The sequence below is a fragment of the Modestobacter roseus genome (assembly GCF_007994135.1).
Lineage (GTDB): Bacteria > Actinomycetota > Actinomycetes > Mycobacteriales > Geodermatophilaceae > Modestobacter > Modestobacter roseus.
Genome location: NZ_VLKF01000001.1, coordinates 4291414 through 4313482 on the forward strand (window position 1 = coordinate 4291414; position 22069 = coordinate 4313482).

Annotated in this window: 16 protein-coding genes, 1 tRNA gene and 1 pseudogene; 16 read left to right on the forward strand and 2 right to left on the reverse strand. The window is 76.3% G+C overall.

The window, feature by feature from the left end; translation table 11 throughout:
* The first annotated feature begins 34 nt into the window (after positions 1-34).
* The 3 genes and pseudogenes from JD78_RS20560 to JD78_RS22780 all read left to right on the forward strand — a co-directional run.
* Positions 35-283, forward strand: coding sequence for a DUF4244 domain-containing protein (locus JD78_RS20560; RefSeq protein ID WP_208104168.1), 249 nt, complete (start codon positions 35-37; stop codon positions 281-283).
* Positions 284-288: 5 nt separating this feature from the next.
* Positions 289-663: a TadE family type IV pilus minor pilin gene (locus JD78_RS20565; RefSeq protein ID WP_228395259.1), complete on the forward strand. Its 375-nt coding sequence runs from the start codon at positions 289-291 to the stop codon at positions 661-663.
* A pseudogene (locus JD78_RS22780) lies at positions 660-1001 on the forward strand (Rv3654c family TadE-like protein); the annotation flags it as partial. The gene JD78_RS20565 and the pseudogene JD78_RS22780, both read left to right, overlap by 4 nt.
* 93 nt (positions 1002-1094) lie before the next feature.
* Here JD78_RS22780 and JD78_RS20575 read toward each other — a convergent pair.
* Positions 1095-3578 carry a DEAD/DEAH box helicase gene (locus JD78_RS20575; RefSeq protein ID WP_208104169.1) on the reverse strand — a complete coding sequence of 828 codons (2484 nt, stop codon included), beginning with the start codon at positions 3576-3578 and terminating at the stop codon, positions 1095-1097.
* Positions 3579-3771: 193 nt separating this feature from the next.
* Between JD78_RS20575 and JD78_RS20580 the strand changes: the two genes are divergently transcribed.
* The 8 genes from JD78_RS20580 (at position 3772) to JD78_RS20615 (ending at position 15749) form a co-directional block, all read left to right on the forward strand.
* Positions 3772-6033 (forward strand): sodium-translocating pyrophosphatase, encoded by a 2262-nt coding sequence (locus tag JD78_RS20580; RefSeq protein WP_153361327.1) that lies wholly within the window; start codon positions 3772-3774, stop codon positions 6031-6033.
* 149 nt (positions 6034-6182) lie between these two features.
* Positions 6183-6509 carry a hypothetical protein gene (locus JD78_RS20585; protein ID WP_166521363.1) on the forward strand — a complete coding sequence of 109 codons (327 nt, stop codon included), beginning with the start codon at positions 6183-6185 and terminating at the stop codon, positions 6507-6509.
* Complete coding sequence (locus JD78_RS20590; protein WP_153361326.1) at positions 6506-8044, forward strand: alpha/beta hydrolase; 1539 nt, start codon at positions 6506-6508, stop codon at positions 8042-8044. Before JD78_RS20585 ends, JD78_RS20590 begins: the two co-directional genes overlap by 4 nt.
* A gap of 218 nt (positions 8045-8262) precedes the next feature.
* Entirely contained in the window at positions 8263-11115 is a 2853-nt protein-coding gene (gene topA, locus JD78_RS20595) for a type I DNA topoisomerase (protein WP_153361325.1), read from the forward strand.
* 14 nt (positions 11116-11129) lie between these two features.
* Positions 11130-11888: a class I SAM-dependent methyltransferase gene (locus JD78_RS20600; protein ID WP_153361324.1), complete on the forward strand. Its 759-nt coding sequence runs from the start codon at positions 11130-11132 to the stop codon at positions 11886-11888.
* 196 nt (positions 11889-12084) lie between these two features.
* Complete coding sequence (gene tmk, locus JD78_RS20605; RefSeq protein ID WP_153361323.1) at positions 12085-14418, forward strand: dTMP kinase; 2334 nt, start codon at positions 12085-12087, stop codon at positions 14416-14418.
* 14 nt (positions 14419-14432) lie between these two features.
* On the forward strand, positions 14433-15617 hold the full coding sequence (locus tag JD78_RS20610) for a DNA polymerase III subunit delta' (protein WP_153361322.1): 1185 nt from the start codon (positions 14433-14435) through the stop codon (positions 15615-15617).
* Positions 15618-15676: 59 nt separating this feature from the next.
* Positions 15677-15749 (forward strand) — tRNA-Thr (locus JD78_RS20615).
* A 170-nt stretch (positions 15750-15919) separates the two neighbouring features.
* Here the strand turns inward: JD78_RS20615 and JD78_RS20620 are convergent.
* Positions 15920-16411: an inorganic diphosphatase gene (locus JD78_RS20620; RefSeq protein WP_153361321.1), complete on the reverse strand. Its 492-nt coding sequence runs from the start codon at positions 16409-16411 to the stop codon at positions 15920-15922.
* A gap of 213 nt (positions 16412-16624) precedes the next feature.
* On the opposite strand from JD78_RS20620, the gene JD78_RS22440 reads away from it, so the two are divergent.
* The 5 genes from JD78_RS22440 to hpt are packed head-to-tail and all read left to right on the forward strand — an operon-like array spanning position 16625 to position 22046.
* Positions 16625-18079 carry a hypothetical protein gene (locus JD78_RS22440; RefSeq protein WP_243731096.1) on the forward strand — a complete coding sequence of 485 codons (1455 nt, stop codon included), beginning with the start codon at positions 16625-16627 and terminating at the stop codon, positions 18077-18079.
* Complete coding sequence (gene dacB, locus JD78_RS20625) at positions 17968-19275, forward strand: D-alanyl-D-alanine carboxypeptidase/D-alanyl-D-alanine endopeptidase (protein WP_243731147.1); 1308 nt, start codon at positions 17968-17970, stop codon at positions 19273-19275. Before JD78_RS22440 ends, dacB begins: the two co-directional genes overlap by 112 nt.
* 38 nt (positions 19276-19313) lie before the next feature.
* Complete coding sequence (locus JD78_RS20630; protein WP_153361320.1) at positions 19314-20408, forward strand: zinc-dependent metalloprotease; 1095 nt, start codon at positions 19314-19316, stop codon at positions 20406-20408.
* Position 20409: 1 nt separating this feature from the next.
* Complete coding sequence (gene tilS / locus JD78_RS20635) at positions 20410-21447, forward strand: tRNA lysidine(34) synthetase TilS (protein WP_166521365.1); 1038 nt, start codon at positions 20410-20412, stop codon at positions 21445-21447.
* Complete coding sequence (hpt, locus tag JD78_RS20640) at positions 21444-22046, forward strand: hypoxanthine phosphoribosyltransferase (protein WP_153361319.1); 603 nt, start codon at positions 21444-21446, stop codon at positions 22044-22046. Before tilS ends, hpt begins: the two co-directional genes overlap by 4 nt.
* The last annotated feature ends 23 nt before the right edge of the window (positions 22047-22069 follow it).

Below are 22069 nucleotides of genomic sequence, written 5' to 3' on the forward strand. Positions count from 1 at the left end.
GCGGGCCGAAGGACGGCCTGCGGAAGGGAGCGAGATGACCGGGCAGGACAGGGGACGACAGGACGGCGGGGGACGCCGCAGCGGACGGGTGGCGACGGCGCTGCGCCGGCGCTGGGCGGCGGTGCGCCGGTCCGGCGAGGAGGGGATGAGCACCGCGGAGTACGCCGTCGGCACGGTCGCGGCCTGCGCGTTCGCCGCGGTGCTCTACCAGGTGGTCACCGGTGGCTCGGTCGTGGCGGCGCTGGGCGACCTGGTGCAGCGTGCGCTGGCGACGCTGTCCTGACCGCCGTGCGCGCCGCCCGGTCCGGCTCGGAGGACGGCATGGTGACCGCGGAGACCGCGGTCGTGCTCCCGGTGCTGCTGGTCGTGCTGGCCGGTGCGGTCGCCGCGGTGGTCGTGGTCGCCGCTCAGCTGCGCTGCGTCGACGCCGCCCGGGAAGGGGCCCGGGCGGCGGCGCGCGGGGAACCGGCGGCCGTGGTGGAGCGGGTCGCCGGCGCTGCGGGCCCGGACGGCGCTGTGGTCAGCCAGGGGAGCAGCGGCGACACGGTGACCGTGACGGTGGCCGCGGTGGTCGCGCCGCTGGGGCCGGTGCCGTGGCGGGTGACGGTCACCGCGACGGCCACCGCCGTGGTCGAACCCGCGGCCCGGGGGAGCGGGCGGTGAGGCGCCCGGACGGCGAGGCGGAACGGGGGTCGGCCACGGTCTGGGTGGTGGCGCTGGCCGGACTGGTGGCGGCGGTGGGGATGGCCGCGGTGCTCGTCGGCGCGGCGGTCGTCGCCCGGCACCGGGCCACCGCGGCGGCCGACCTGGCGGCGCTGGCCGCGGCCGGCGCCGCGGTGCAGGGCGACCCGGCGGCGTGCGCCGTCGCCAGCGAGGTGGCGGTCGCGAACGGTGCCGCGGTCACCTCGTGCACGGTCGGCGCCGGGGCGGTGGTGGAGCTGCACGTCCGGGTGCCGGTCCGGCTCGGCCCGCTCGGCGTGGTCGACGCCGACGGGCGCGCCCGCGCCGGGCCGGTGGCGCCGGAGCCGCCCGGATCAGGAGGCGAGGGATCAGGAGGCGAGGGATCAGGAGGCGAGGGATCAGGAGGCGAGGGCTCAGAAGACGAGGTCGTCGGGGTCGGGCGCCTGCCGGGCGTCGTCGGCCGGCTCGGCGGTCTCCTGGGTGACGGTGGTGGCGAAGGGGGCCGGCGGCCGGGTGACCGCCACGTCCTCGGCGGGCAGCTCCGGGGCGGCGGCGAGCTCGTCGAGGACCACGTCGAGCACGCGGACCGCGCCCCGCTTGTCCAGCGGGTCGTTGCCGTTGCCGCACTTGGGCGACTGCACGCACGAGGGGCAGCCGGACTCGCACTCGCAGCTGGCCACCGTGGCCCGGGTGGCCTGCAGCCACTCCCGCAGCACCGCGTAGCCGCGCTCGGCGAAACCGGCCCCGCCGGGGTGGCCGTCGTAGACGACGATCGTGGCCGCGCCGGTGTCCGGGTGCAGCGCGGTGGAGATGCCGCCGAGGTCCCAGCGGTCGCAGGTGGCCAGCAGCGGCAGGATGCCGATCGAGGCGTGCTCGGCGGCGTGCAGCGAGCCGGGCAGCGCGGCGTCGTCGACGTCGGCGCGGCCCACGGCCCGTTCGTCCAGGGTCAGCCAGACGGCCCGGGTGCGCAGCTGCCGGGGCGGCAGGTCGAGCGGGAACTCCGCCAGCACCTCGCCGGTGCCCAGCCGCCGGCGCTGGTAGGCCACCACCTGGTTGGTCACGTCGACCACGCCGGTGTGCGCGGTCACCGCGCCCAGCCGCCGGGTGCGCTCGATCGAGACGATCGACAGGTCCACGGTGTCCCGGGCGACCGTCGTCCACTCCGGGCTCTCCGCGTGCACGACCGCGCAGGCGTCCTCGTCGTCGAACTCGTCGACCACGAAGGTGTCCCCGCGGTGCACGTACAGCGCGCCGGTGTGCACCGTGGCGTGCGAGGCGTCGCCGTCGACGGTGCCCAGCAGCCGCCCGGTGTCCCGCTCGATGATCGACACCGGCGCCGCGCCGCTGCCCCGGATGTCGACGTCGGGCCGCCCCCGCCCGGCCCAGTACCAGCCGGTCGGGCGGGCCCGCAGCTGCCCGGCGGCGACCAGCTCGGCGACCTGCGCCTCGGCCACCGGGCCGCCGAAGTCGGCCAGCTCCTCGGGGCGCAGCGGCAGCTCGGCCGCCGCGCAGCACAGCTGCGGGCCGAGCACGTAGGGGTTGGCGGGGTCGGTGACGGTCGCCTCGACCGGCCGCCCGAACACCGCCCGCGGGTGGTGGGCCAGGTAGTGGTCCAGCGGGTCGTCGCGGGCGACGAAGACGACCAGCGACTCCCGCTGCGCCCGCCCGGCCCGGCCGGCCTGCTGCCACATCGACGCCAGGGTGCCCGGGTAGCCGGCCAGCACGACCGCGTCCAGGCCGGCGATGTCGATGCCCAGCTCCAGCGCGTTCGTGGTCGCGACGCCGAGCAGCTGGCCGGTGGACAGCGCCCGCTCCAGCTCCCGCCGCTCCTCGGGCAGGTAGCCGCCGCGGTAGGAGTCGACCTTGGCGGCCAGGTCCGACCGCCCGCGCGAGCGCAGGATCGCCCGGGCCTGCTCGGCCACGTTCTCCGCGCCGCGCCGCGAGCGGACGAAGGCCAGCGTCCGGGCGTCCCGCTGGACCAGGTCGGCGAGCAGGCCCGCGGCGTCCGCGGCCGCCGACCGGCGCAGCGGTGCGCCGTGCTCGCCGGTCCGCTCGGTCAGCGGCGGCTCCCACAACGCGAACGTGGCGCCCGGCCGGGGGGAGCCGTCCTCGGTCACCGCCGTCACCTCGGCGCCGACCAGCCGGGTGGCGGCCGCGGCGGGGTCGGCCACGGTCGCCGAGGCCAGCACGAACACCGGCTCCGCGCCGTAGCGGCGGCAGACCCGCCGCAGCCGGCGCAGCACGTGCCCGACGTGCGAGCCGAAGACGCCGCGGTAGGCGTGGCACTCGTCGATGACGACGTAGGCGACGCGGCGCAGCGTGCTGGACCACTTCTGGTGTGCCGGCAGGATCCCGCGGTGCAGCATGTCCGGGTTGGTGACGATCCACCGCGAGTGCCGCCGCACCCACTCCCGCTCCTCGGCCGGGGTGTCGCCGTCGTAGGCGGTCGGGCGCACCGAGGGGCCGGCCAGCGCCGCCACCGAGGCCAGCTGGTCGCGGGCCAGCGCCTTCGTGGGGGCGAGGTAGAGCACGCAGGCCCGGTCGTCCTCGGCCAGCGCGGTGAGCGCCGGCAGCTGGTAGGCCAGCGACTTGCCCGAGGCGGTCCCGGTCGCGACGACGACGTGCGCGCCGCCGCGGGCCAGCTCGGCGGCGGCCACCTGGTGGCTGAAGGGCGCGACGACCCCGCGGGCGGTCAGCCGGTCGCGCAGCTCCGCGCCCACCCAGTCCGGCCACGCCGCCACCCGGCTGGGACGGGCGGCGAGCCGGTGCACGTGGGTGACCGGGTCCTCGTCCTCCGCCGTGCCGGCCAGCAGCGACTCCAGCAGCTCGTCACCGGGCAGCGCCCGGGGTTCGGCGCCGGCGTCCACGACGGGCCGGGCGGGGTGGAGCGAGGTCACGCCTCCCACTGTCACACCGGCGCGCAACCCGCCTCCGCGCCGACCGGGTCGGACAGCGCGGAGTGTGCAGCAGATCACAGAAGTGGTGGCGGAAGAGACCCGGCTACGGCACAGTGCGTCCCACGCCGGGACCCGCCGGGCGCCAGCCCGGGGTGGCCGGACGGTGCGCGCCCACCCTGCCGCGGAGGCCCCGATGCCCGACGCCGACCTGTCCGGAGGAGACCTCGCCCTGGTGGCGGTCGTGCTCCTCGTCTCCCTCGCCGCGCTGGGCTTCGCCGCCTGGCTGGTCCGCGCGGTGCTCGCCGCCGACCAGGGCACGGCGTCGATGCAGGAGATCGCCGCGGCGATCCAGGAGGGGGCGGGGGCCTTCCTGCGTCGCCAGTTCCGCACGCTGGCGGTCTTCGCCGTCATCGTCTTCCTGCTGTTGCTGCTGCTGCCGGTCACCGACGGCGGGCTGGGCACCCGGGTGGGCCGGGCGGTGTTCTTCCTGGTGGGCGCCGGCTTCTCGGCCAGCGTCGGCTTCATCGGCATGACCCTGGCGACCCGGGGCAACGTGCGGGTCGCCGCGGCCGCCGCCGCCGGCGGGCACCGTCCCGCGTTCCGGATCGCCTACCGCACCGGCGGCGTCGTCGGGATGATCACCGTGGGGCTGGGCCTGTTCGGTGCGGCGCTGGCGCTGCTGCTGTTCCAGGAGACCGCCCCGGTGGTGCTCGAGGGCTTCGGCTTCGGTGGCGCGCTGCTGGCCATGTTCATGCGCGTCGGTGGCGGCATCTTCACCAAGGCCGCCGACGTCGGCGCCGACCTGGTCGGCAAGGTGGAGGCCGGCATCCCCGAGGACGACCCGCGCAACGCCGCCACCATCGCGGACAACGTGGGCGACAACGTCGGTGACTGCGCGGGCATGGCCGCGGACCTGTTCGAGTCCTACGCGGTCACGCTGGTCGCCGCGCTCATCCTCGGCCAGGTCTTCCTCGGCCCCGTCGGGATGGTCTTCCCGCTGGTGGTCGCCGCGATCGGGGTGGTCGCCTCCATGGTCGGCATCCTGGCCAGCAACCCCCGCGGCGGCGACCGGTCCTGGATGGCGCCGGTCAACCGCGGGTTCTTCACCTCCGCGGCCGTCTCGCTCGCGCTGGTGGCGGTCGCCTCGTTCACGGTGCTGCCGGCGCTGTCCGGCGGGCTGGACGTACCGGTCAGCCCGCAGGTGCTCGGCTTCCTGTCGGTGCTGGTCGGGATCGTGCTGGCCGCCGCGATCCAGCAGCTCACCGGGTACTTCACCGAGACCTCCCGGCGCCCGGTGAAGGACGTCGGCCGCAGCTCGCTGACCGGCCCGGCCACCGTCATCCTCTCCGGCATCTCCCTCGGCCTGGAGTCGGCGGTCTACGCGGCGCTGCTGATCGGCGCGGCGGTCTACGGGGCGTTCCTCATCGGCGGGGCGGCCGCGCTCTACGCCGTCGCGCTGGCCGGCTGCGGGCTGCTCACCACCGCCGGCGTCATCGTCTCGATGGACACCTTCGGGCCGGTCAGCGACAACGCACAGGGCATCGCCGAGATGTCCGGCGACATCGACGACGACGGTGCCCAGGTGCTCACCGACCTCGACGCCGTGGGCAACACCACCAAGGCCATCACCAAGGGGATCGCGATCGCCACCGCGGTGCTGGCCGCCACCGCGCTGTTCGGCTCCTACAACGCGAGCATCGGTGATGCGCTGGACGACGCCGGCGCCGCGCTGGGGGACGCCTTCACCCTGGTCTCGCCGAACAACGTCGTCGGGGCGGTCATCGGCGCCGCCGTTGTCTTCCTCTTCTCCGGACTGGCGATCAACGCCGTCTCCCGCGCGGCCGGGCGGGTGGTGTTCGAGGTGCGCGAGCAGTTCCGCACCCATCCCGGGATCATGGCCGGCACCGAGCGCCCGGACTACGGCCGCGTGGTCGACATCTGCACCCGCGACTCGCTGCGCGAGCTGACCACCCCCGGGCTGCTCGCGGTGCTCGCGCCGGTCGCCGTCGGCTTCGGCCTCGGGTTCGGCCCGCTGGCCGCCTACCTGGTCGGCGCGATCGCCACCGGCACGCTGATGGCCGTCTTCCTGGCCAACTCCGGCGGCGCGTGGGACAACGCCAAGAAGATGGTGGAGGACGGCGCCCACGGCGGGAAGGGCAGCCCGGCGCACGCGGCCACGGTCATCGGTGACACCGTCGGCGACCCGTTCAAGGACACCGCCGGGCCGGCGATCAACCCGCTGATCAAGGTGATGAACCTGGTGGCCCTGCTGATCGCCCCCGCGGTCGTCGCCCTCTCGGTCGGGGAGGACCAGAACACCACCGTGCGGGTGTCCATCGCGCTGGGCGCCACCCTGGTCATCGTCGCCGCCGTGGTGGTCAGCAAGCGCCGCTCCGTCGTCGTCGGCGGGGAGAGCGACACCGCCGCGCCCACGCTGAGCGCCAGCGCCCCCTGATCCCGCACCCCGATCGCGCACCCGCCTGACCCGGCGCCGCTGTGGACGACGCCGGTCGGTGTGGACGACGGCGCACGCGGCGGCCCCGCCGCCGCCCAGCATCGTCTCGCCGGCCCCACCCGGGGGCCGCACGAGCGAGGGAGGGCTGCGTGTCCGGACTGGTCTCCGTCCAGCTGGCGGCGCTCGGGCAGCTCCGCGTCGAGCTGGCCGCGCTGGGCCGGGAGCTCGCGGACGACGCCGACCTGAGCCGCGCCACCGGCTCGTCGCTGGGCAGCGCGCTGCCCGGGCCGGTCGGGGTCGCCGCGGCGGGTGCCGGCGGCCGGTGCGCAGAGCTGACCGGCGCGCTCGCCGACCGGACGGCGGCGGTTGCCGCGGTGCTCGACGCGGCGCTGAGCGCCTACCGGGCGGCCGACGCCGGGCTGGCCGGGCAGCTGGCCGCCCTCGACCCGCCCCGCGGTCCGCGGACGCCGCGGTGAGCGCACCGGGCCTGGCGCAGCTGGCCGGCTGGGACGTGCCGCAGCTGCGCGGCTGCGTCGGCACCCTCGCGCTGGTGGTCGACCGGCTGACGCCCTGGCGCGTGCGGCTGGACGCCCTGGGGCGCCGGCTCGACAGCGCCGAGTGCTGGTCGGGCGAGGCGGGGACGGCGGCCGCCGGCGCGCTGCTCGAGCTGTCGGGGGTGGCCACCGGCGTCGGCTCCCGGGTCGACGCGGCCCTCGGTGCCCTGCGCCGGCTGGTCGACGCCGCGACCGACGCCGCCGAGCACGCCGCCCGCGCGCTCGCGGTCGCCGACTCGGCCGGGCTCCAGCTCGACGACGCGGGCCGGGTCACCGGGCTGCCCCCGCAGCCGCACCCGGCCATGGCCCCGGACCAGGCTGCGGAGCTCGCTGCCCGCCGGACCGCCGCGGAGGCCGCCGCCGCGCTCGCCACCGGCCTCGCCGCGGAGGCCCGGGCCGCGGGTGCGCGGGCACTGGTCGCCGCCGTCTCGGCGGGCGAGGAGCTGGGCGACCTGGCGCCGGCTGCCGGGCCGGTCACCTTCGCCGACCTGCTGCCCCGGCTGGACCCGGCGGGACGGCACGTGGTCCCGCCGGATCCCCGGGCCGGTCCGGTCGCCGTCGCGGACTGGTGGGCCGCGTTGAGCGCACCGCAGCAGCTGGACGTCATCGTCGAGCACCCGGACGCCGTCGGCGCGCTCGACGGGCTGCCGGGGTGGGCCCGCGACCGGGCGAACCGGCTGCGGCTGCAGGCGGCGCTCGCCGAGCTGCCGCCCGGGGAGGCGCGCGAGACCGCCACCGCGGTCGCCGGTCAGCTGGCCGCCGGGGGCGACCGCCCGGTGCAGCTGCTGGTGTTCGACCCCGGGCAGGGGCTGGCGGCGCTGTCGGTCGGCGACCTCGACGCCGCCGAGGCGATCGCCGTCCTCGTGCCCGGCATCCTCACCACGGTCGCCGACGACCTCGCGGGCCTGACCGGCGACGCCGCCGACGTGGTGGCCGCCGCGACCGCGGCCGCGCCCGGGCTGGCGGTGGCCGCGGTCGCCTGGCTGGGCTACCGCACCCCGGGGCTGCTCGGTGCCCTCCAGCCGGTCACCGCCGTGCACGCCGGTCGAGTGCTCGACCGGGCGCTGGACGGGCTGGCCGCGGCCCGCGGCGTCCCGGGAGTGACACCGGCGGCCCGCACCACGGTGGTGGGCCACAGCTACGGCAGCCTGGTCACCGGGCAGGCCGCGCGTGCTCCGGGCCGGCTCGCCGCCGACGCCGTCGTCCTGCTGGGCAGCCCCGGCACGGGTGCCGGCCGGGCCTCCCGGTTGGAGGCGGGGGAGGTCTACGGGGCCTGGACGGCGGCCGACCCGATCAGCACCAGCGGGTACTACGGCCCCAGCCCGGCCGACCTGGGCTTCGGCGACGTCCCGCTGCCCACCGATCCAGGCCAGGGACACACCGAGTACTACGACCCCGACCGGCCCACGCTCGCCGCCATCGGTGCCGTCGTGGCCGGTGTCGGACCGGTCCGGTGACCGGTGCTGCGGTCCGGCGGAAGCGGTTCCCGGGCCCGGGGAACCGCAGCGTCCGCCGGCCGTTGACGGGGCAACGGCGCGCCCGGATCGGCTCGCCGCCGGGCCCGGTGTCCGAGCGGTGGCCTACCGTGGCGCCTGCCGAACGGGTGCAGCTCCGTCTGCCCCGTGTGCGCCGGGCCCGAGCCCGGCGCCTGCACCAGCACCCTGACAGGAGTCCCGTGCCGCCCTCCAAGACGACCAAGTCCGCCACCAGCACCGGTGCCCGTGCGCCGCGCAAGCGTGCCGCCGCCGCCGGATCCCGGCCGCTGGTCATCGTGGAGTCGCCCACCAAGGCGAACAAGATCGCGGGTTACCTCGGTGGCGACTACGTCGTGGAGGCCAGCGTCGGGCACATCCGCGACCTGCCGCGCAACGCAGCCGACGTGCCCGCCGCGCACAAGGGCGAGTCCTGGGCGCGGCTGGGCGTCGACGTCGACCACGGCTTCTCCCCGCTCTACGTGGTCAGCCCCGACCGCAAGCAGCAGGTCACCCGGCTCAAGCAGCTGGTGAAGGAAGCCAGCGAGATCTACCTCGCCACCGACGAGGACCGCGAGGGCGAGGCCATCGCCTGGCACCTGATCGACACCCTCAAGCCGAACGTGCCCATCCGCCGGATGGTCTTCCACGAGATCACCCGGGAGGCGATCGCCCGCGCGGTGGCCAACCCCCGCGAGCTCGACACCGCCCTGGTCGACGCCCAGGAGACCCGCCGGATCCTCGACCGGCTCTACGGCTACGAGGTCTCCCCGGTGCTGTGGAAGAAGGTGCTCCCCAAGCTGTCGGCCGGCCGGGTGCAGTCGGTGGCCACCCGGATCGTGGTCGAGCGCGAACGCGCCCGGATGCGCTTCACCGCCGCGGACTACTGGAGCCTGGACGGCGTCTTCGAGGTCGCCGACAAGCGGGCCGGCGCCGACGCGGGTGAGCCGACGACCCTGCGCGCCCGGCTGGTGACCGTCGACGACAGCCGGGTCGCCACCGGCAAGGACTTCGACGCCGACACCGGCACCGTCACCAGCAACGTCGTCCACCTCGACGAGGCCGGGGCCCGCGGCCTGGCGGCCCGGCTCGAGGGCCGCGCGGTGACGGTCAGCCGGGTCGACGAGCGGGACTACACCCGCAAGCCCTACGCGCCCTTCATCACCTCCAGCCTGCAGATGGAGGCCGGCCGCAAGTTCGGCTGGTCGTCGGCCCAGGTCATGCGGGTGGCCCAGCGGCTGTACGAGAACGGCCACATCACCTACATGCGGACCGACTCGACCAACCTCTCCAACGAGGCGATCAGCGCCGCCCGCCGGCAGGCCGCCGAGCTCTACGGCGACGCCTACGTGCCGGCCGAGCCGCGCCGCTACGCCACGAAGGACAAGGGCGCCCAGGAGGCGCACGAGGCGATCCGCCCCGCCGGCGACTCCTTCCGCACCCCCGGCCAGCTGGCCGGGCAGCTGGCCCGCGACGAGTTCCGGCTCTACGAGCTGATCTGGCAGCGGACCATCGCCTCGCAGATGGCCAACGCCGTGGGCAAGACGCTGAGCATCCGGCTCGCCGGCAGCTCGAGCACCGGGGAGGCGGTCGAGTTCACCGCCTCCGGCCGGACCATCACCTTCCCCGGCTTCCTGCGCGCCTACGTCGAGGGCAAGGACGAGGGCTCCGGGAACGACGACGAGGCCGACGACAGCGAGCGCCGGCTGCCCCGCGTGGAGCAGGGCCAGCGGCTGGACACCCGCGAGCTGGACCCCAAGGGGCACACCACCAGCCCGCCGGCGCGCTACACCGAGCCGAGCCTCACCGCCCGGCTCCAGGAGCTCCGGATCGGCCGGCCGTCGACCTACGCGTCGATCATGCAGACCATCCAGGACCGCGGCTACGTGTGGAAGAAGGGCTCCGCGCTGGTCCCGTCCTTCATCGCCTTCGCCGTGGTGAACCTCCTCGAGCAGCACTTCGGCCAGCTGGTCGACTACGACTTCACCGCCCTGCTGGAGGACGAGCTCGACGAGATCGCCGCCGGCCGGCTGGGCCGGGTCGACTGGCTGACCGAGTTCTACTTCGGCGGCGAGGGCGGGCACGCCGGGGGCATCGGGGCGTCCGGTGGTCTCAAGTCCGTGATCGGCCAGCGGCTGGAGGAGATCGACGCCCGCGGCGTGAACTCCATCCCGCTGCGGGCCACCGGGCCGCAGGGGGAGCCGGTGGTCGTGCGGGTCGGCCGGTACGGGCCCTACCTGCAGGCCGGCGGCGAGGAGGGCGCCCGGGTCAGCATCCCCGAGGAGATCGCGCCCGACGAGCTGACCAGCGAGAAGGTCCTCGAGCTGCTCAACGCGCCGTCGTCGGACCGCGAGCTGGGCACCGACCCGGAGTCCGGCTTCCCGGTCGCGGTGAAGGCCGGCCGGTACGGGCCCTACGTCACCACGCTGGTGCCCGAGGGCAGCAAGGAGCAGCCGCGCACCGCGAGCCTGTTCAAGACGATGTCGCCGGAGACGGTCACCCTCGAGCAGGCCCTGCGGCTGCTCACCCTGCCGCGCACGCTCGGTGCCGCGCCCGACGGTGAGGACATCCAGGCGCTCAACGGCCGGTACGGGCCCTACATCAAGAAGGGCACCGACTCCCGGTCGCTGGAGAGCGAGGACGCGCTCTTCACCATCACCCTCGACGAGGCGCTGGCGATCTTCGCCCAGCCCAAGCAGCGCGGCCGCGCCGCGGCGAAGGCCCCGCTCAAGGAGCTCGGCCCCGACCCGGTCAGCCAGGGGCAGGTCACCGTGCGCGAGGGCCGCTTCGGGCCCTACGTCACCGACGGCGAGGTCAACGCCAGCCTGCGCAAGGGCGACGAGGTGGAGACCATCACCCTCGAGCGGGCCGCGGAGCTGCTGGCCGACCGCCGTGAGCGGGCGCCGGTGAAGAAGAAGGCGGCGAAGAAGACCGCGGCCAAGAAGGCGCCGGCGAAGAAGGCGACCGCGAAGAAGGCGACGGCGAAGAAGACGACGACGAAGAAGGCCGCCCCGGCGGCCGCCGACGTCGCCGAGCCGGTCTCCGCGAGCAGCTGAGGCGGGGGCGCGCGGTGGAGGGCTGGGACCGGCGCCGGACGTCGTTCGGCGCGGTCGCCGCCGAGTACGCCGCGCTGCGCCCGTCCTACCCGGCCGACGCGGTCGCCTTCCTGCTGGGGCCGGCACCCCGAGGGGTGGAGCCGCTGCGGGTGCTCGACCTGGGCGCCGGCACCGGCCTGCTCACCGACGTCCTGCTTGCCGCCGGGCACGACGTCGTCGCGGTCGACCCGTCCGAGCCGATGCTCGACCAGCTGCGGGCCCGGCTGCCGCACGTCCCGGCGGCGGTCGGCGGGGCCGAGGCGATCCCGCTGCCCGACGGCGACGTCGACGCGGTGGTCGCCGGCCAGGCCGCGCACTGGTTCGACGTCGGGCCGGCGGCGGCCGAGCTGCGCCGGGTGCTGCGCCCGGGAGGCGTGGTCGGCTTCGTCTGGAACACCCGCGACGAGCGGGTGCCGTGGGTGGCCGCGCTCGAGCAACTGCTCGCCGACGAGGCGCGCGACCACGAGGCCGACCAGACGGTCGTCGACCGGTTCGCCGCCGCGCTGCCGGCCGAGGTCGCGACCGCCGACTCCGGCACCGTCCAGGAGGTGACCCCGGAGCAGGTGGTGGTCGGGATCGGCACCCGCAGCTACGCGGCCACCATGGACGCCCCTCGTCGGGCGGAGCTCCTCGGCCGGGTGCGGCGCCTGCTCGCCGAGCACCCCGACACGCGTGGCCAGGAGGTCCTCCAGCTGCCGTACACGACCCGGGCCCACCGGCTCGGCCTCCGCTGAGCCCGGCCCGGCCCCGCCCACCCCACCGCGGAAGCTGGCCGTTCCGTCACCCCCGACCGGTACGGTGACCCCGCCGCCGTGGCCTGCGGCCACCCGACACCACTCACCCCCGGGGGTCCTGATCAGCTCCGACCCGGACGGGCCGTCCCCGCACGGCCCGTCAGCAGACCACCGGCCGGACGCCGGTCCCGCCGACGTGCCCGGCACCGGGTCCGGCGGGGTGGTCGACGGCGCGCCGGTCGCTGACGAGCCGCGCGGCGTGCCCGCCGATGGGCTGTCACCCGCGGGCACCCCGACGCCCGAGGGGGCCGGAGTGCCGCTGGCCGGGCTGCCCGAGCGCCCCTGGCGCGCCGAGCACGCGCCGTCCGGGACCGAGCCCGCCGCCGACGCCGCGGCCGAGGCCACCGGCAGCGACGACGGAGCCGGTCCGGACGGCGACGCACTGGACGGCGGTGTCGGCATCGCCTCCCGGATCCGGGCCGTGCTGCGGGTGCGCGACTTCCGCAAGCTCTGGCTGTCCACCGCGCTGTCCAGCTTCGGGGACTGGCTGGGGCTGCTGGCCATCACCTTCACCGCGTACTCGCTGGTCGACGGCTACGCGGCGAACTTCGCCCTCGGCGGTGTGCTGATCTTCCGGCTGCTGCCGGCGATCGTGCTCGGCCCGCTGGCCGGCGCCTTCGCCGACCGGTTCGACCGGCGCAAGACGATGGTGATCACCGACGTCGTCCGGTTCGGGCTCTTCGCCTCGATCCCGCTGGTCGGCGACCTGCTGTGGCTGTTCATCGCCCAGTTCCTCATCGAGGCCGTCAGCCTGTTCTGGATCCCGGCCAAGGACGCCGCCGTGCCCAACATGGTGCGGAAGGACCAGTTGGAGGCGGCCAACCAGCTCTCCCTGGTCACCACCTACGGCCTCACGCCGGTGCTGGCCGCCGGGGTCTTCGCCGTGCTCACCGCTGCCGGCGGGCTCGGTGAACTCGTCCCCGCGGTCGACGAGGCCGACTTGGCGCTGTACCTCAACGCGCTGACCTTCCTGGTCGCCGCGGTCGTCATCTGGAACCTGCCCTCGATCAGCGGCCGGCGGGCCGAGGGCACCAAGGTCACCGGGGACGGTTTCCTCAGGTCGCTGGTGAAGGGGTTCTCCTTCGCCGGGCACACCCCGCTGGTCCGTGGTCTCGTCATCGGGATCACCGGGGCGTTCGTCGCCGCCGGCGTGGTCATCGCGACCGCACAGGCGTTCGTCATGTCCATGGGGGCCGGGGCCGCCGCCTACGCACTCCTCTTCGGCGCGGTCTTCGTCGGCCTCGGCCTGGGCATCGCCGTGGGGCCGGGCGTCGCCCGCGATCTGTCCCGGGAGCGGCTCTTCGGCGTCGCGATCGTCTGCGCCGGCGCCGCCGTCGGGCTGCTCGCCTGGACGTTCACGCTCTGGCTCGCGCTGGTGATGGTGCTGCTGATGGGCTTCTTCGCCGGCATCGCCTACCTGGCGGGCTTCACCCTGCTGGGCACCGAGGTCGAGGACGAGCTCCGTGGGCGCACCTTCGCCCTGGTGCAGTCACTGGTCCGCGCGGCGCTGATCCTCTCGTTGGCCGTCGCCCCGTTCGGCGTCGGCGTGATCGCCCGGTTCACGGTCGAGCTGGGGCCCGTGGCCTTCACGGTCACCGGTGAGCGGCTGATGCTGTTCGTCGCCGGGGTCCTCGCGGTCGGGGTGGGCCTGGTCGCCTACCGGCAGATGGACGACGGGCGACCGGTGCCCCTGATCGCCGACGTGCTCACCGCGCTGCGCCGGGACACCACCGCCCGCCGCCGGCTGGCCGGGGGTGGCGTGCTCATCGCCTTCGAGGGCGGCGAGGGGGCGGGAAAGTCCACGCAGGTCCGCCGCCTGCACGAGTGGCTGACCGAGGAGGGCCTGGGCGCCCGCACGACCCTCGAGCCGGGCGGGACGCCCTCCGGCGGGCGGATCCGCGCCATCCTGCTCGACCCGGCCAGCTCCGGGCTCTCCCCGCGGTCGGAGGCGTTGCTCTACGCCGCCGACCGGGCGCAGCACGTGCACGACGTGCTGCGACCCGCGCTCGACGCCGGGGAGGTGGTCATCACCGACCGGTTCGTCGACAGCTCGCTGGCCTACCAGGGCGCGGGCCGGACCATCCCCATGGACGACGTCCGCTCGATCTCCCGCTGGGCCACCCAGGGCCTGCAGCCCGACCTCACGGTGCTGCTCGACCTCCCGCCGGAGGTCGGGCTGGCCCGCGCCCGCGGCCGCGCCGCCGCCGACCGGATGGAGTCGGAGTCGCTGGAGTTCCACCAGCGGGTCCGCCAGACGTTCGTGGCACTGGCCGAGGCCGAGCCGGACCGCTACCTGGTGCTCGACGCCCGGCAGTCGCCCGACGAACTGGCCGCCGCGATCCGCCGGCGGGTCAGCGTCCTGCTGGAGGGTCTGCCGCTCCAGCAGCCGGCCAAGCTCCCCACGCCGCGGGGTCGCCGGGGGAGCGAGCACGGCGTGCAGACCGGGTCCACCCCCCAGTTGCACCCCTGAGCGAGAGTGGATCCGTGACCACCGCCGCCCCACCCGCCGGGGTCTGGGCCGACGTCGTCGGCCAGCCCGCCGTCGTCGCCGAGCTGCAGGCCGCCATCGCCTCGCCGACGGCGATGACCCACGCCTGGCTGTTCACCGGGCCGCCCGGGTCGGGGCGCTCGGTGGCCGCCCGTGCGTTCGCCGCCGCGCTCCAGTGCCCCCACGGCGGCGACGGCACCTGCCACGAGTGCCGGACCGTGCTGGCCGGCAGCCACGCCGACGTCCACCGCGTGGTGCCGGAGGGCCTGTCCATCGGCGTCGCCGAGGTGCGCCAGATCGTGCGCACCGCCGGCCGTGCGCCGTCCGGGGGGCGGTGGCAGGTGGTCGTCGTCGAGGACGCCGACCGGATGACCGAGCAGGCGTCGAACACGGTGCTCAAGATGCTCGAGGAGCCGCCGCCGCGCACGGTGTTCCTGCTCTGCGCGCCGTCGCTGCACCCCGATGACGTGCCGGTCACCATCCGCTCGCGCTGCCGGGTCGTGGCGCTGCGCACCCCCCGGATCGAGGCAGTCGCCGAGGTGCTCACCCGGCGCGACGGTGTCGACCCGGCGCTGGCCGCGTGGTCGGCAGCTGCCGCCGGCGGGCACGTGGGCCGGGCCCGGCACCTGGCCCAGGACGAGTCGGCCCGGCTGGCCCGCAAGGCGGTGCTGGACATCCCGCTGTCGCTGGTCTCGCTGGCCGCCTGTCTCAACGCCGCCGACGACCTGGTGGCCGCCGCCAAGGAGGAGTCCGACCGGACCACCGCCGAGGTCGACGCCGTCGAGACCGACGCGGTCAAGGCGAGCCTCGGCGTCGGCGCCCGCGGACCGGGGGTGGCCGCGGCCAGCCGCGGAGCCGGTCAGCTCAAGGAGCTGGAGAAGCGGCAGAAGTCCCGCGCGACCCGGCTCGGCCGCGACTCGCTGGACCGCGCGCTGGTCGACCTCGCCGCCCTGTACCGGGACGCGCTGGTGATCAGCTCGGCCGGGGGAGCGGAGGCGGGGGTGCCGCTGGCCCACCCGGACCGGCGCGCGGACGCGGTCGAGCTGGCCCGGCGGATCGGGGCGGACGGCGCGCTGCGGCGCATCGACGCGGTGCTGGCCGCCCGCACCGCGCTGGAGCAGAACGTCAAGCCGCAGATCGCCGTGGAGGCGCTGACCGTGGCCCTGCGGCTGCCGGCCTGACCCACCGGGGGCTGCGCGGCGCCGGCGCACCGGTGCCGTAAGCTCTCCGTCGCACGCCCGCCGCCTTAGCTCAGTCGGTAGAGCATCTCACTCGTAATGAGAAGGTCGTCGGTTCGATTCCGACAGGCGGCTCTCCAGTTCCCCCGGCCAGTGGTCCGCCCTGGCCGGCGCCGCCCTGTCGTGCGCGGTGCCCTCCGCTGATCACCTGACGAGACGCCGACGGCGGCGCACCCGGGTGGGTGCGCCGCCGTCGGCGTGCGTGCTCGGCGATCCGGCCGGAGCCGGGTCAGGGTGGACGGGGGTCAGTGGCTGCCGGCGTCGAGGGCCCGCTGGCGGGAGGCCTCGATCTCGGCCTCGGCCTCGGCGCGCCCGACCCACTCGGCGCCCTCGACCGACTTGCCCGGCTCGAGGTCCTTGTAGGTCTCGAAGAAGTGCTGGATCTCCAGCCGGTCGAACTCCGACACGTCGCCGATGTCCTGCAGGTGGGCCATCCGCGGGTCGGTCGCCGGGATGGTGAGGACCTTGTCGTCCCCCCCGGCCTCGTCGGTCATCCGGAACATCCCGATGGCCCGGCAGGTGATGAGGCACCCGGGGAAGGTCGGCTCCTCCAGCAGGACGAGCGCGTCCAGCGGGTCACCGTCCATCCCGAGGGTCTCCTCGATGTACCCGTAGTCCGCGGGGTACCGGGTCGAGGTGAACAGCATCCGGTCCAGGCGGATGCGTCCGGTGGCGTGGTCCAGCTCGTACTTGTTCCGCTGGCCCTTGGGGATTTCTACCGTCACGTCGAACTGCACGCGGATAGTGTGGCCTACGACCGCCCGCCGCGTCGGCGGAGGTCACTCCGGGGGGTGGGGGAGATCTCGTCGAGTCCGCAGGACGCGCCGTCGGACCAGCCGTCGGAGGCGGGTGACGGGAAGGGCTCGCAGGACTCTGCACCCTCGGGTGGCACACCGTCCGCAACCACACCCGACGACGCCGCCGCGACCCCGCCGGCCGTGGAGGCCGACGTGCCGGTCCCGGCGGACGCCGCGCCGTCGGCCGTCGAGGACGCCGGCCCGGTCGCCGATCCAGCGGCCGGGGCGGGGGAGCAGTCGGCGAACCCTGCGGGCGACGAGTCCGCCACCGACGAGTCCGCCACCGACGAGTCCGCCACCGACGAGTCCGCCACCGACGAGTCCGCCACCGACGAACCGACGGTGGACGGATCGCCGATCGACGACGAGGTCGGCGACGAGCCGGTCGTCCCGGCCACCGACGAGCCGGTCACCCCGGCCACCGACGAGGCGGCCGCTGACGAGCCGACGACGGACGCCGCACCCGAGCCCACGAGGGCCGAGCAGGCCGCCGCGGCCCAGCAGGCGGTCGAGGAGGCCGCCGCGGCACGGGCCGCCGCCGACCAGCTGGCCGCCGAGACCGCAGAGGAGGCGGAGGCCCGGCGGGTGGCCGCGGAGCAGGCCGCTGCCGATCTGGCCGAGGTCAAGCGCTGGATCGCCGAGCGCGCCGCCGCGGAGCAGGCCGCCGCCGAGGAGGCCGCCCGGCTGACCCCGGAGGACGAGGCGGCGGCCGCCGCCGCGCAGGCCGCCGCCGACCTCGCCGAGGTGCGCCGCTGGGCCGCGGAGAAGGAGGCCGCCGAGCAGGCCGCCGCAGTGCAGGCCGCTGCCGAGCAGGCGGCGTTCGAGCGGGCCGAGGCCGAGCGGGCGGCCGCGTTGCAGGCCGAGGCCGACCGGATGGCCGCCGAACGGGCCGAGGTGGAGCAGGCGGTGCTCGCCGAGGCGGCCGCCCGCCGCTCCGCGGAGCAGGAGGCCGCTGCCCGGGCCGCCGACGAGGCCGAGGCCCGCCGGACGGCGGAGCGGGAGGAGGCGCGCCGAGCGGCCCAGGAGGCCGAGGCCGAGCGGATGGCCGCCGAACGAGCTGAGGCCGACCGCGCGGCGGCAGTCCAGGCCGAAGCCGACCGCGCGGCTGCCCAGGCCCAGGCCCAGGCCGAGTCCGAGTCCGAGGCCCAGGCCGAGGCCGACCGGGCGACCGCAGCGCGCGCAGCGGAGGAGCGGGCCGAAGCAGCTCGGGCCGCCGAGCAGCATCGCGACGCCCGCCCGGCCACCCCGGCCGCCACCCCGCTCGCGGCCCTCCCCGGCCAGCGGGTCGCCGGCGCCCGGCCGACACCCGGTCCACGCCCCACCCCCGCCCCGCGGCCCGCCGCTCCCGAACCCGCCCCGTCCCGGAGCCCGCGGCCAGCGGGGCGACGGCCAGCGCACCCCGCCCCAGCCGCCGCGACCGCCGCGCGGGTGGTCGCCGCCGGGGCCGGGCGGTGCTGGCCGCGGTGCTGGTGCTGGCGGTCGCCGCCGCGGCCGTGGTGCTGGGCCTCCAGTTCGTCGGGGACCGCGCCGACACCGGTCTCGCCGAGGGGGCCGAGCAGGTCCCCGACGCCGTCCTCCCGGTGCTCTCCGACCCCGCACCGGTGCTGACCGAGCTGTCCGGCAGCGCGCCGCGGCCCGACCCGGCGGTGCTCAGCAGCGTGCTCACGCCGCTGTTGGCCGACCCGGCCCTGGGCGGAGGGCTGTCCGCCCAGGTGGTCGACGTCGCGACCGGCGCCGTCCTGTTCGACCGCGACGGCGGCGACCCGGGCACCCCGGCCTCCACCGCCAAGCTGCTGACCGCGCTGGCCGCGCTCACCACCCTCGACCCGGCCGACACCCTCACCACGACCGTCGTCGCCGGGGCCATCCCCGGCGAGGTCGTGCTGGTGGGCGGGGGCGACCCCACGCTCTCGACCACCGCGCCGTCGCAGAACTACCCGGGCGCGGCCACCGTGGCCGAGCTCGCCGCCGAGGTCCAGCAGTCGCTGGGCGGCGCCCCGGTCACCCGGGTGGTGGTCGACAACTCGCTGTTCACCGGCCCCCTCGCCGCGCCCGGCTGGGGGGCCGGCGACGCGCCCTCGACCTACGCCGCACCGGTCACCGCCACCGCGGTCGACGGCGCGCGGGTCGACCCGGACGGGCCGATGCGCAGCGGCGCCCCCGGCACCGACGCCGGCGAGGCGCTGGCGGCCGCCCTGGGCGTCCCCGACGCCCCGGTCGCGCTCGGGGAGGCGCCGGCCGGCGCCCGCGTCCTGGGCAGCGTCGACTCCGCGCCGGTCGTGCGGCTGGTCGAGCAGGCGCTCAGCCAGTCGGACAACCTGCTCGCCGAGTCCCTGGGCCGGCACGTGGCGATCGCCCGGGGACTCCCGGCCGACTTCGCCGGGGCCGCCCAGGCGGTCACCGCCGCGGTCGCGGACGCCGGCCTGGACACCACGGGCCTGACGATGAGCGACGGCAGCGGCCTCTCCGCCACCGACCTGGTGCCCGCCCGGTTGCTCACCGAGCTGCTGCGCGGGGTCGCCGACGGCAGCATCCCCGACACCGGCGGGCTGCTCAGCGGGCTCCCGGTGGCCGGGTACGACGGGACCCTGGCTGATCGCCCGGGCACCGGCCAGGCCGGCGTGGTCCGGGCCAAGACCGGCACCCTCGACGGCGTGCACGACCTGGCCGGGACGGTGCTCACCGACGACGGGCGGCTGCTGGCCTTCGCCGTGCTCGCCGACGGTGCAACCGGTGGCCTGGTCGCGGCCGAGGCGGCCCTGGACGACGTCGCCACCGCACTGGCCGCCTGCGGCTGCCGCTGAGCCCGACGGCGGCCACCCCCGGTGGGTACGGTGAACCGATGAGCCGCCCCTCGTCCCTCGTCGACTGGGACCTCGCCGGCCGCACCGCCCGTCGGCTGACCAAGGCGGGTCCGGAGACCTCCCGGGAAGAGGCTGCCGACGTCGTCGCCGAGCTGCACCGCGCGGCGGCGACCGCCGTCGCGCACGTCGAGGAGCTGACCGGCCTGCACCCGGTGGCCGGCGGACCCGAGCCGGTGGTCGCCGTCGTCGACCGGCCCGGCTGGGTCGACGCCAACACCATGGGCATGGCCGCGCTGCTCGACCCGCTGACCGAGGCCCTGCGCGCCGCCCAGGGCGGCACCCCGCCCGGCCCGCTGGCCACCGCGATCGGCTCCCGCGCCACCGGTGTGCAGGCCGGCGGGGTGCTGGCGTTCCTCTGCACGCGGGTGCTCGGCCAGTACGAGGTGTTCGGCACCGGTGGCCGGCTGCTGCTGGTCGCCCCGAACATCGTCGAGACCGAGCGGCGCCTGGGCGTCGACCCGACCGACTTCCGGCTGTGGGTCTGCCTGCACGAGGTCACCCACCAGCTCCAGTTCACCGCCGTCCCGTGGCTGCGCCCCTACCTCGAGGAGCAGGTGCAGGCCTTCGCGTCGGCCACCGACCTGACCCCCGACGTGCTGCGGGAGCGGCTCACCGACCTGGTCCGCAGCCTCGGCGACGCCGTACGGGGCGGCACCGACGACGACGCCCCGCAGGGGCTGATGGCGCTGGTCCGCGGCCCGGAGCAGCGGGCCGTGCTGGACCGGGTGACCGCGGTGATGAGCCTGGTCGAGGGGCACGCCGAGTTCGTCATGGACGGCGTCGGCCCGGACGTCGTCCCCTCGGTGCGCACGCTGCGCAAGCGCTTCGCCCAGCGCCGCAAGGGCCGCGGCCCCATCGACCGGGTGCTGCGCCGCCTGCTGGGCCTGGAGCAGAAGATGCAGCAGTACGCCGACGGTCGGGTCTTCGTGACCGGCGTGGTCGAGCTGGCCGGCATGGACGGGTTCAACCAGGTCTGGGCCGGGCCGCAGAACCTGCCGCTGGTCGAGGAGCTCACCGACCCGGCCCGCTGGGTGGCGCGCGTGCTGGGCAGCCGCCCGGCCGTCCCCGCCTGAGGTGGCCGGGCCGCCGCCGGCGGTCGCGGTCGTCCGGCACGCCGTCCGCCTGGGGCTGCGGCGATCGGACCGGCCGGTACTGGTCGCCTGCAGCGGGGGAGCGGACTCGGTGGCGCTGGCGTCGGCGCTGGCCTTCGAGGCGCGCGACGCCGGCGTCCGGGTCGGGGGCGTGACCGTCGACCACGGGCTGCAGCCGGGCTCGGCCGCCCGCGCCGACGCCACGGCGCAGCTGCTGCGCGGGCTCGGCCTCGACCCGGTGCTGAGCGTGCGGGTCCAGGTGGGGGACGACGGTGGCCCGGAGGCGGCCGCGCGCGCCGCCCGGTACGCGGCCCTGGTCCGGGCGGCCGGTGAGCACGGTGCGCGGATCGCGCTCGGCCACACCCTCGACGACCAGGCCGAGACGGTGCTGCTCGGGTTGGGCCGCGGCTCGGGTCCGCGCTCGGTGGCCGGGATGGTCGAGGAGCGGACCGCCGACGGCGTCCCCTGGTGGCGGCCGCTCCTCGGCGTCCGGCGGGCGACCGTCCGGCAGGCCTGCACCGACCAGGGGCTGCCGGTGTGGGACGACCCGTGGAACGCCGACCCGGCCTACACCCGGGTCCGGCTGCGGGCCGAGGTGCTGCCGCTGCTGGAGCAGGTGCTCGGCGGCGGGGTCGCACCGGCGCTGGCGCGCACCGCCGCGCTGCTCCGGGAGGACCTCGACGCCCTGGACGAGCTCGCCGGCGCCCGGCTCGCCGAACTGCTCGTGGACGGCGGGCTGCCCGCCGGGCCGCTCGCCCAGCTCCCCGACGCGCTGCGCCGGCGGGTGCTGCGCGGTTGGCTGCGGCGTGCCGGCGTCCCCGACCTGCAGGCCGTGCACCTGCGCGCGGTCGACGCGCTGCTCACCCGCTGGCGGGGGCAGGGCCGGGTGGACCTACCCGGCGGCGCGGGCGTGCTCCGGTCGTCTGGCAGGCTGACGCTGCTGTCCGGCGCCGCGCGTCCTGCCGAGCACCGGGCTGCGGTCGACCACCCAGCCGAACCCCCAGAGGAGCCCTGCCCGTGAGCGAGCCGACCACCCCCGGAGCGCAGGACACCGGGCAGTTGTTGGGCCCTGACCACGGCTACGGCCCCGACATCGACCACGTGCTCCTCTCCGCGCGGCAGATCGAGGAGAAGATCGAGGAGCTGGCGGCGACGATCGCCGAGGACTACGCCGGCCGCGAGGTGCTGCTCGTGGGGGTGCTCAAGGGCGCGGTCATGTTCATGTCCGACTTCGCCCGGGCGCTGCGCCTGCCCACCCAGATGGAGTTCATGGCGGTCTCCTCCTACGGCAGCTCCACCAGCTCCTCGGGCGTGGTGCGCATCCTCAAGGACCTCGACCGGGACATCAGCGACCGCCACGTGCTGGTGCTCGAGGACATCATCGACTCCGGGCTCACGCTGTCCTGGCTGCTGAAGAACCTGGGCGGCCGGCGGCCGGCGAGCCTCGAGGTCTGCACCCTGCTGCGCAAGCCCGACGCGGTGCAGGTCGACGTCCCGGTGAAGTACATCGGGTTCGACATCCCCAACGAGTTCGTCGTCGGGTACGGCCTCGACTACGCCGAGCGCTACCGCGACCTGCCCTACATCGGCACGCTCAAGCCCGAGGTGTACTCCACCTAGAGGTCGCTCCACGGGCCGGTCCC

Coding starts and splice junctions, on each gene's coding strand:
- JD78_RS20560 (WP_208104168.1), top strand. CDS start 35: ATGACCGGGCAGGACAGGGGACGACAGGACGGCGGGGGACGCCGCAGC.
- JD78_RS20580 (WP_153361327.1), top strand. CDS start 3,772: ATGCCCGACGCCGACCTGTCCGGAGGAGACCTCGCCCTGGTGGCGGTC.
- JD78_RS20630 (WP_153361320.1), top strand. CDS start 19,314: ATGAGCCGCCCCTCGTCCCTCGTCGACTGGGACCTCGCCGGCCGCACC.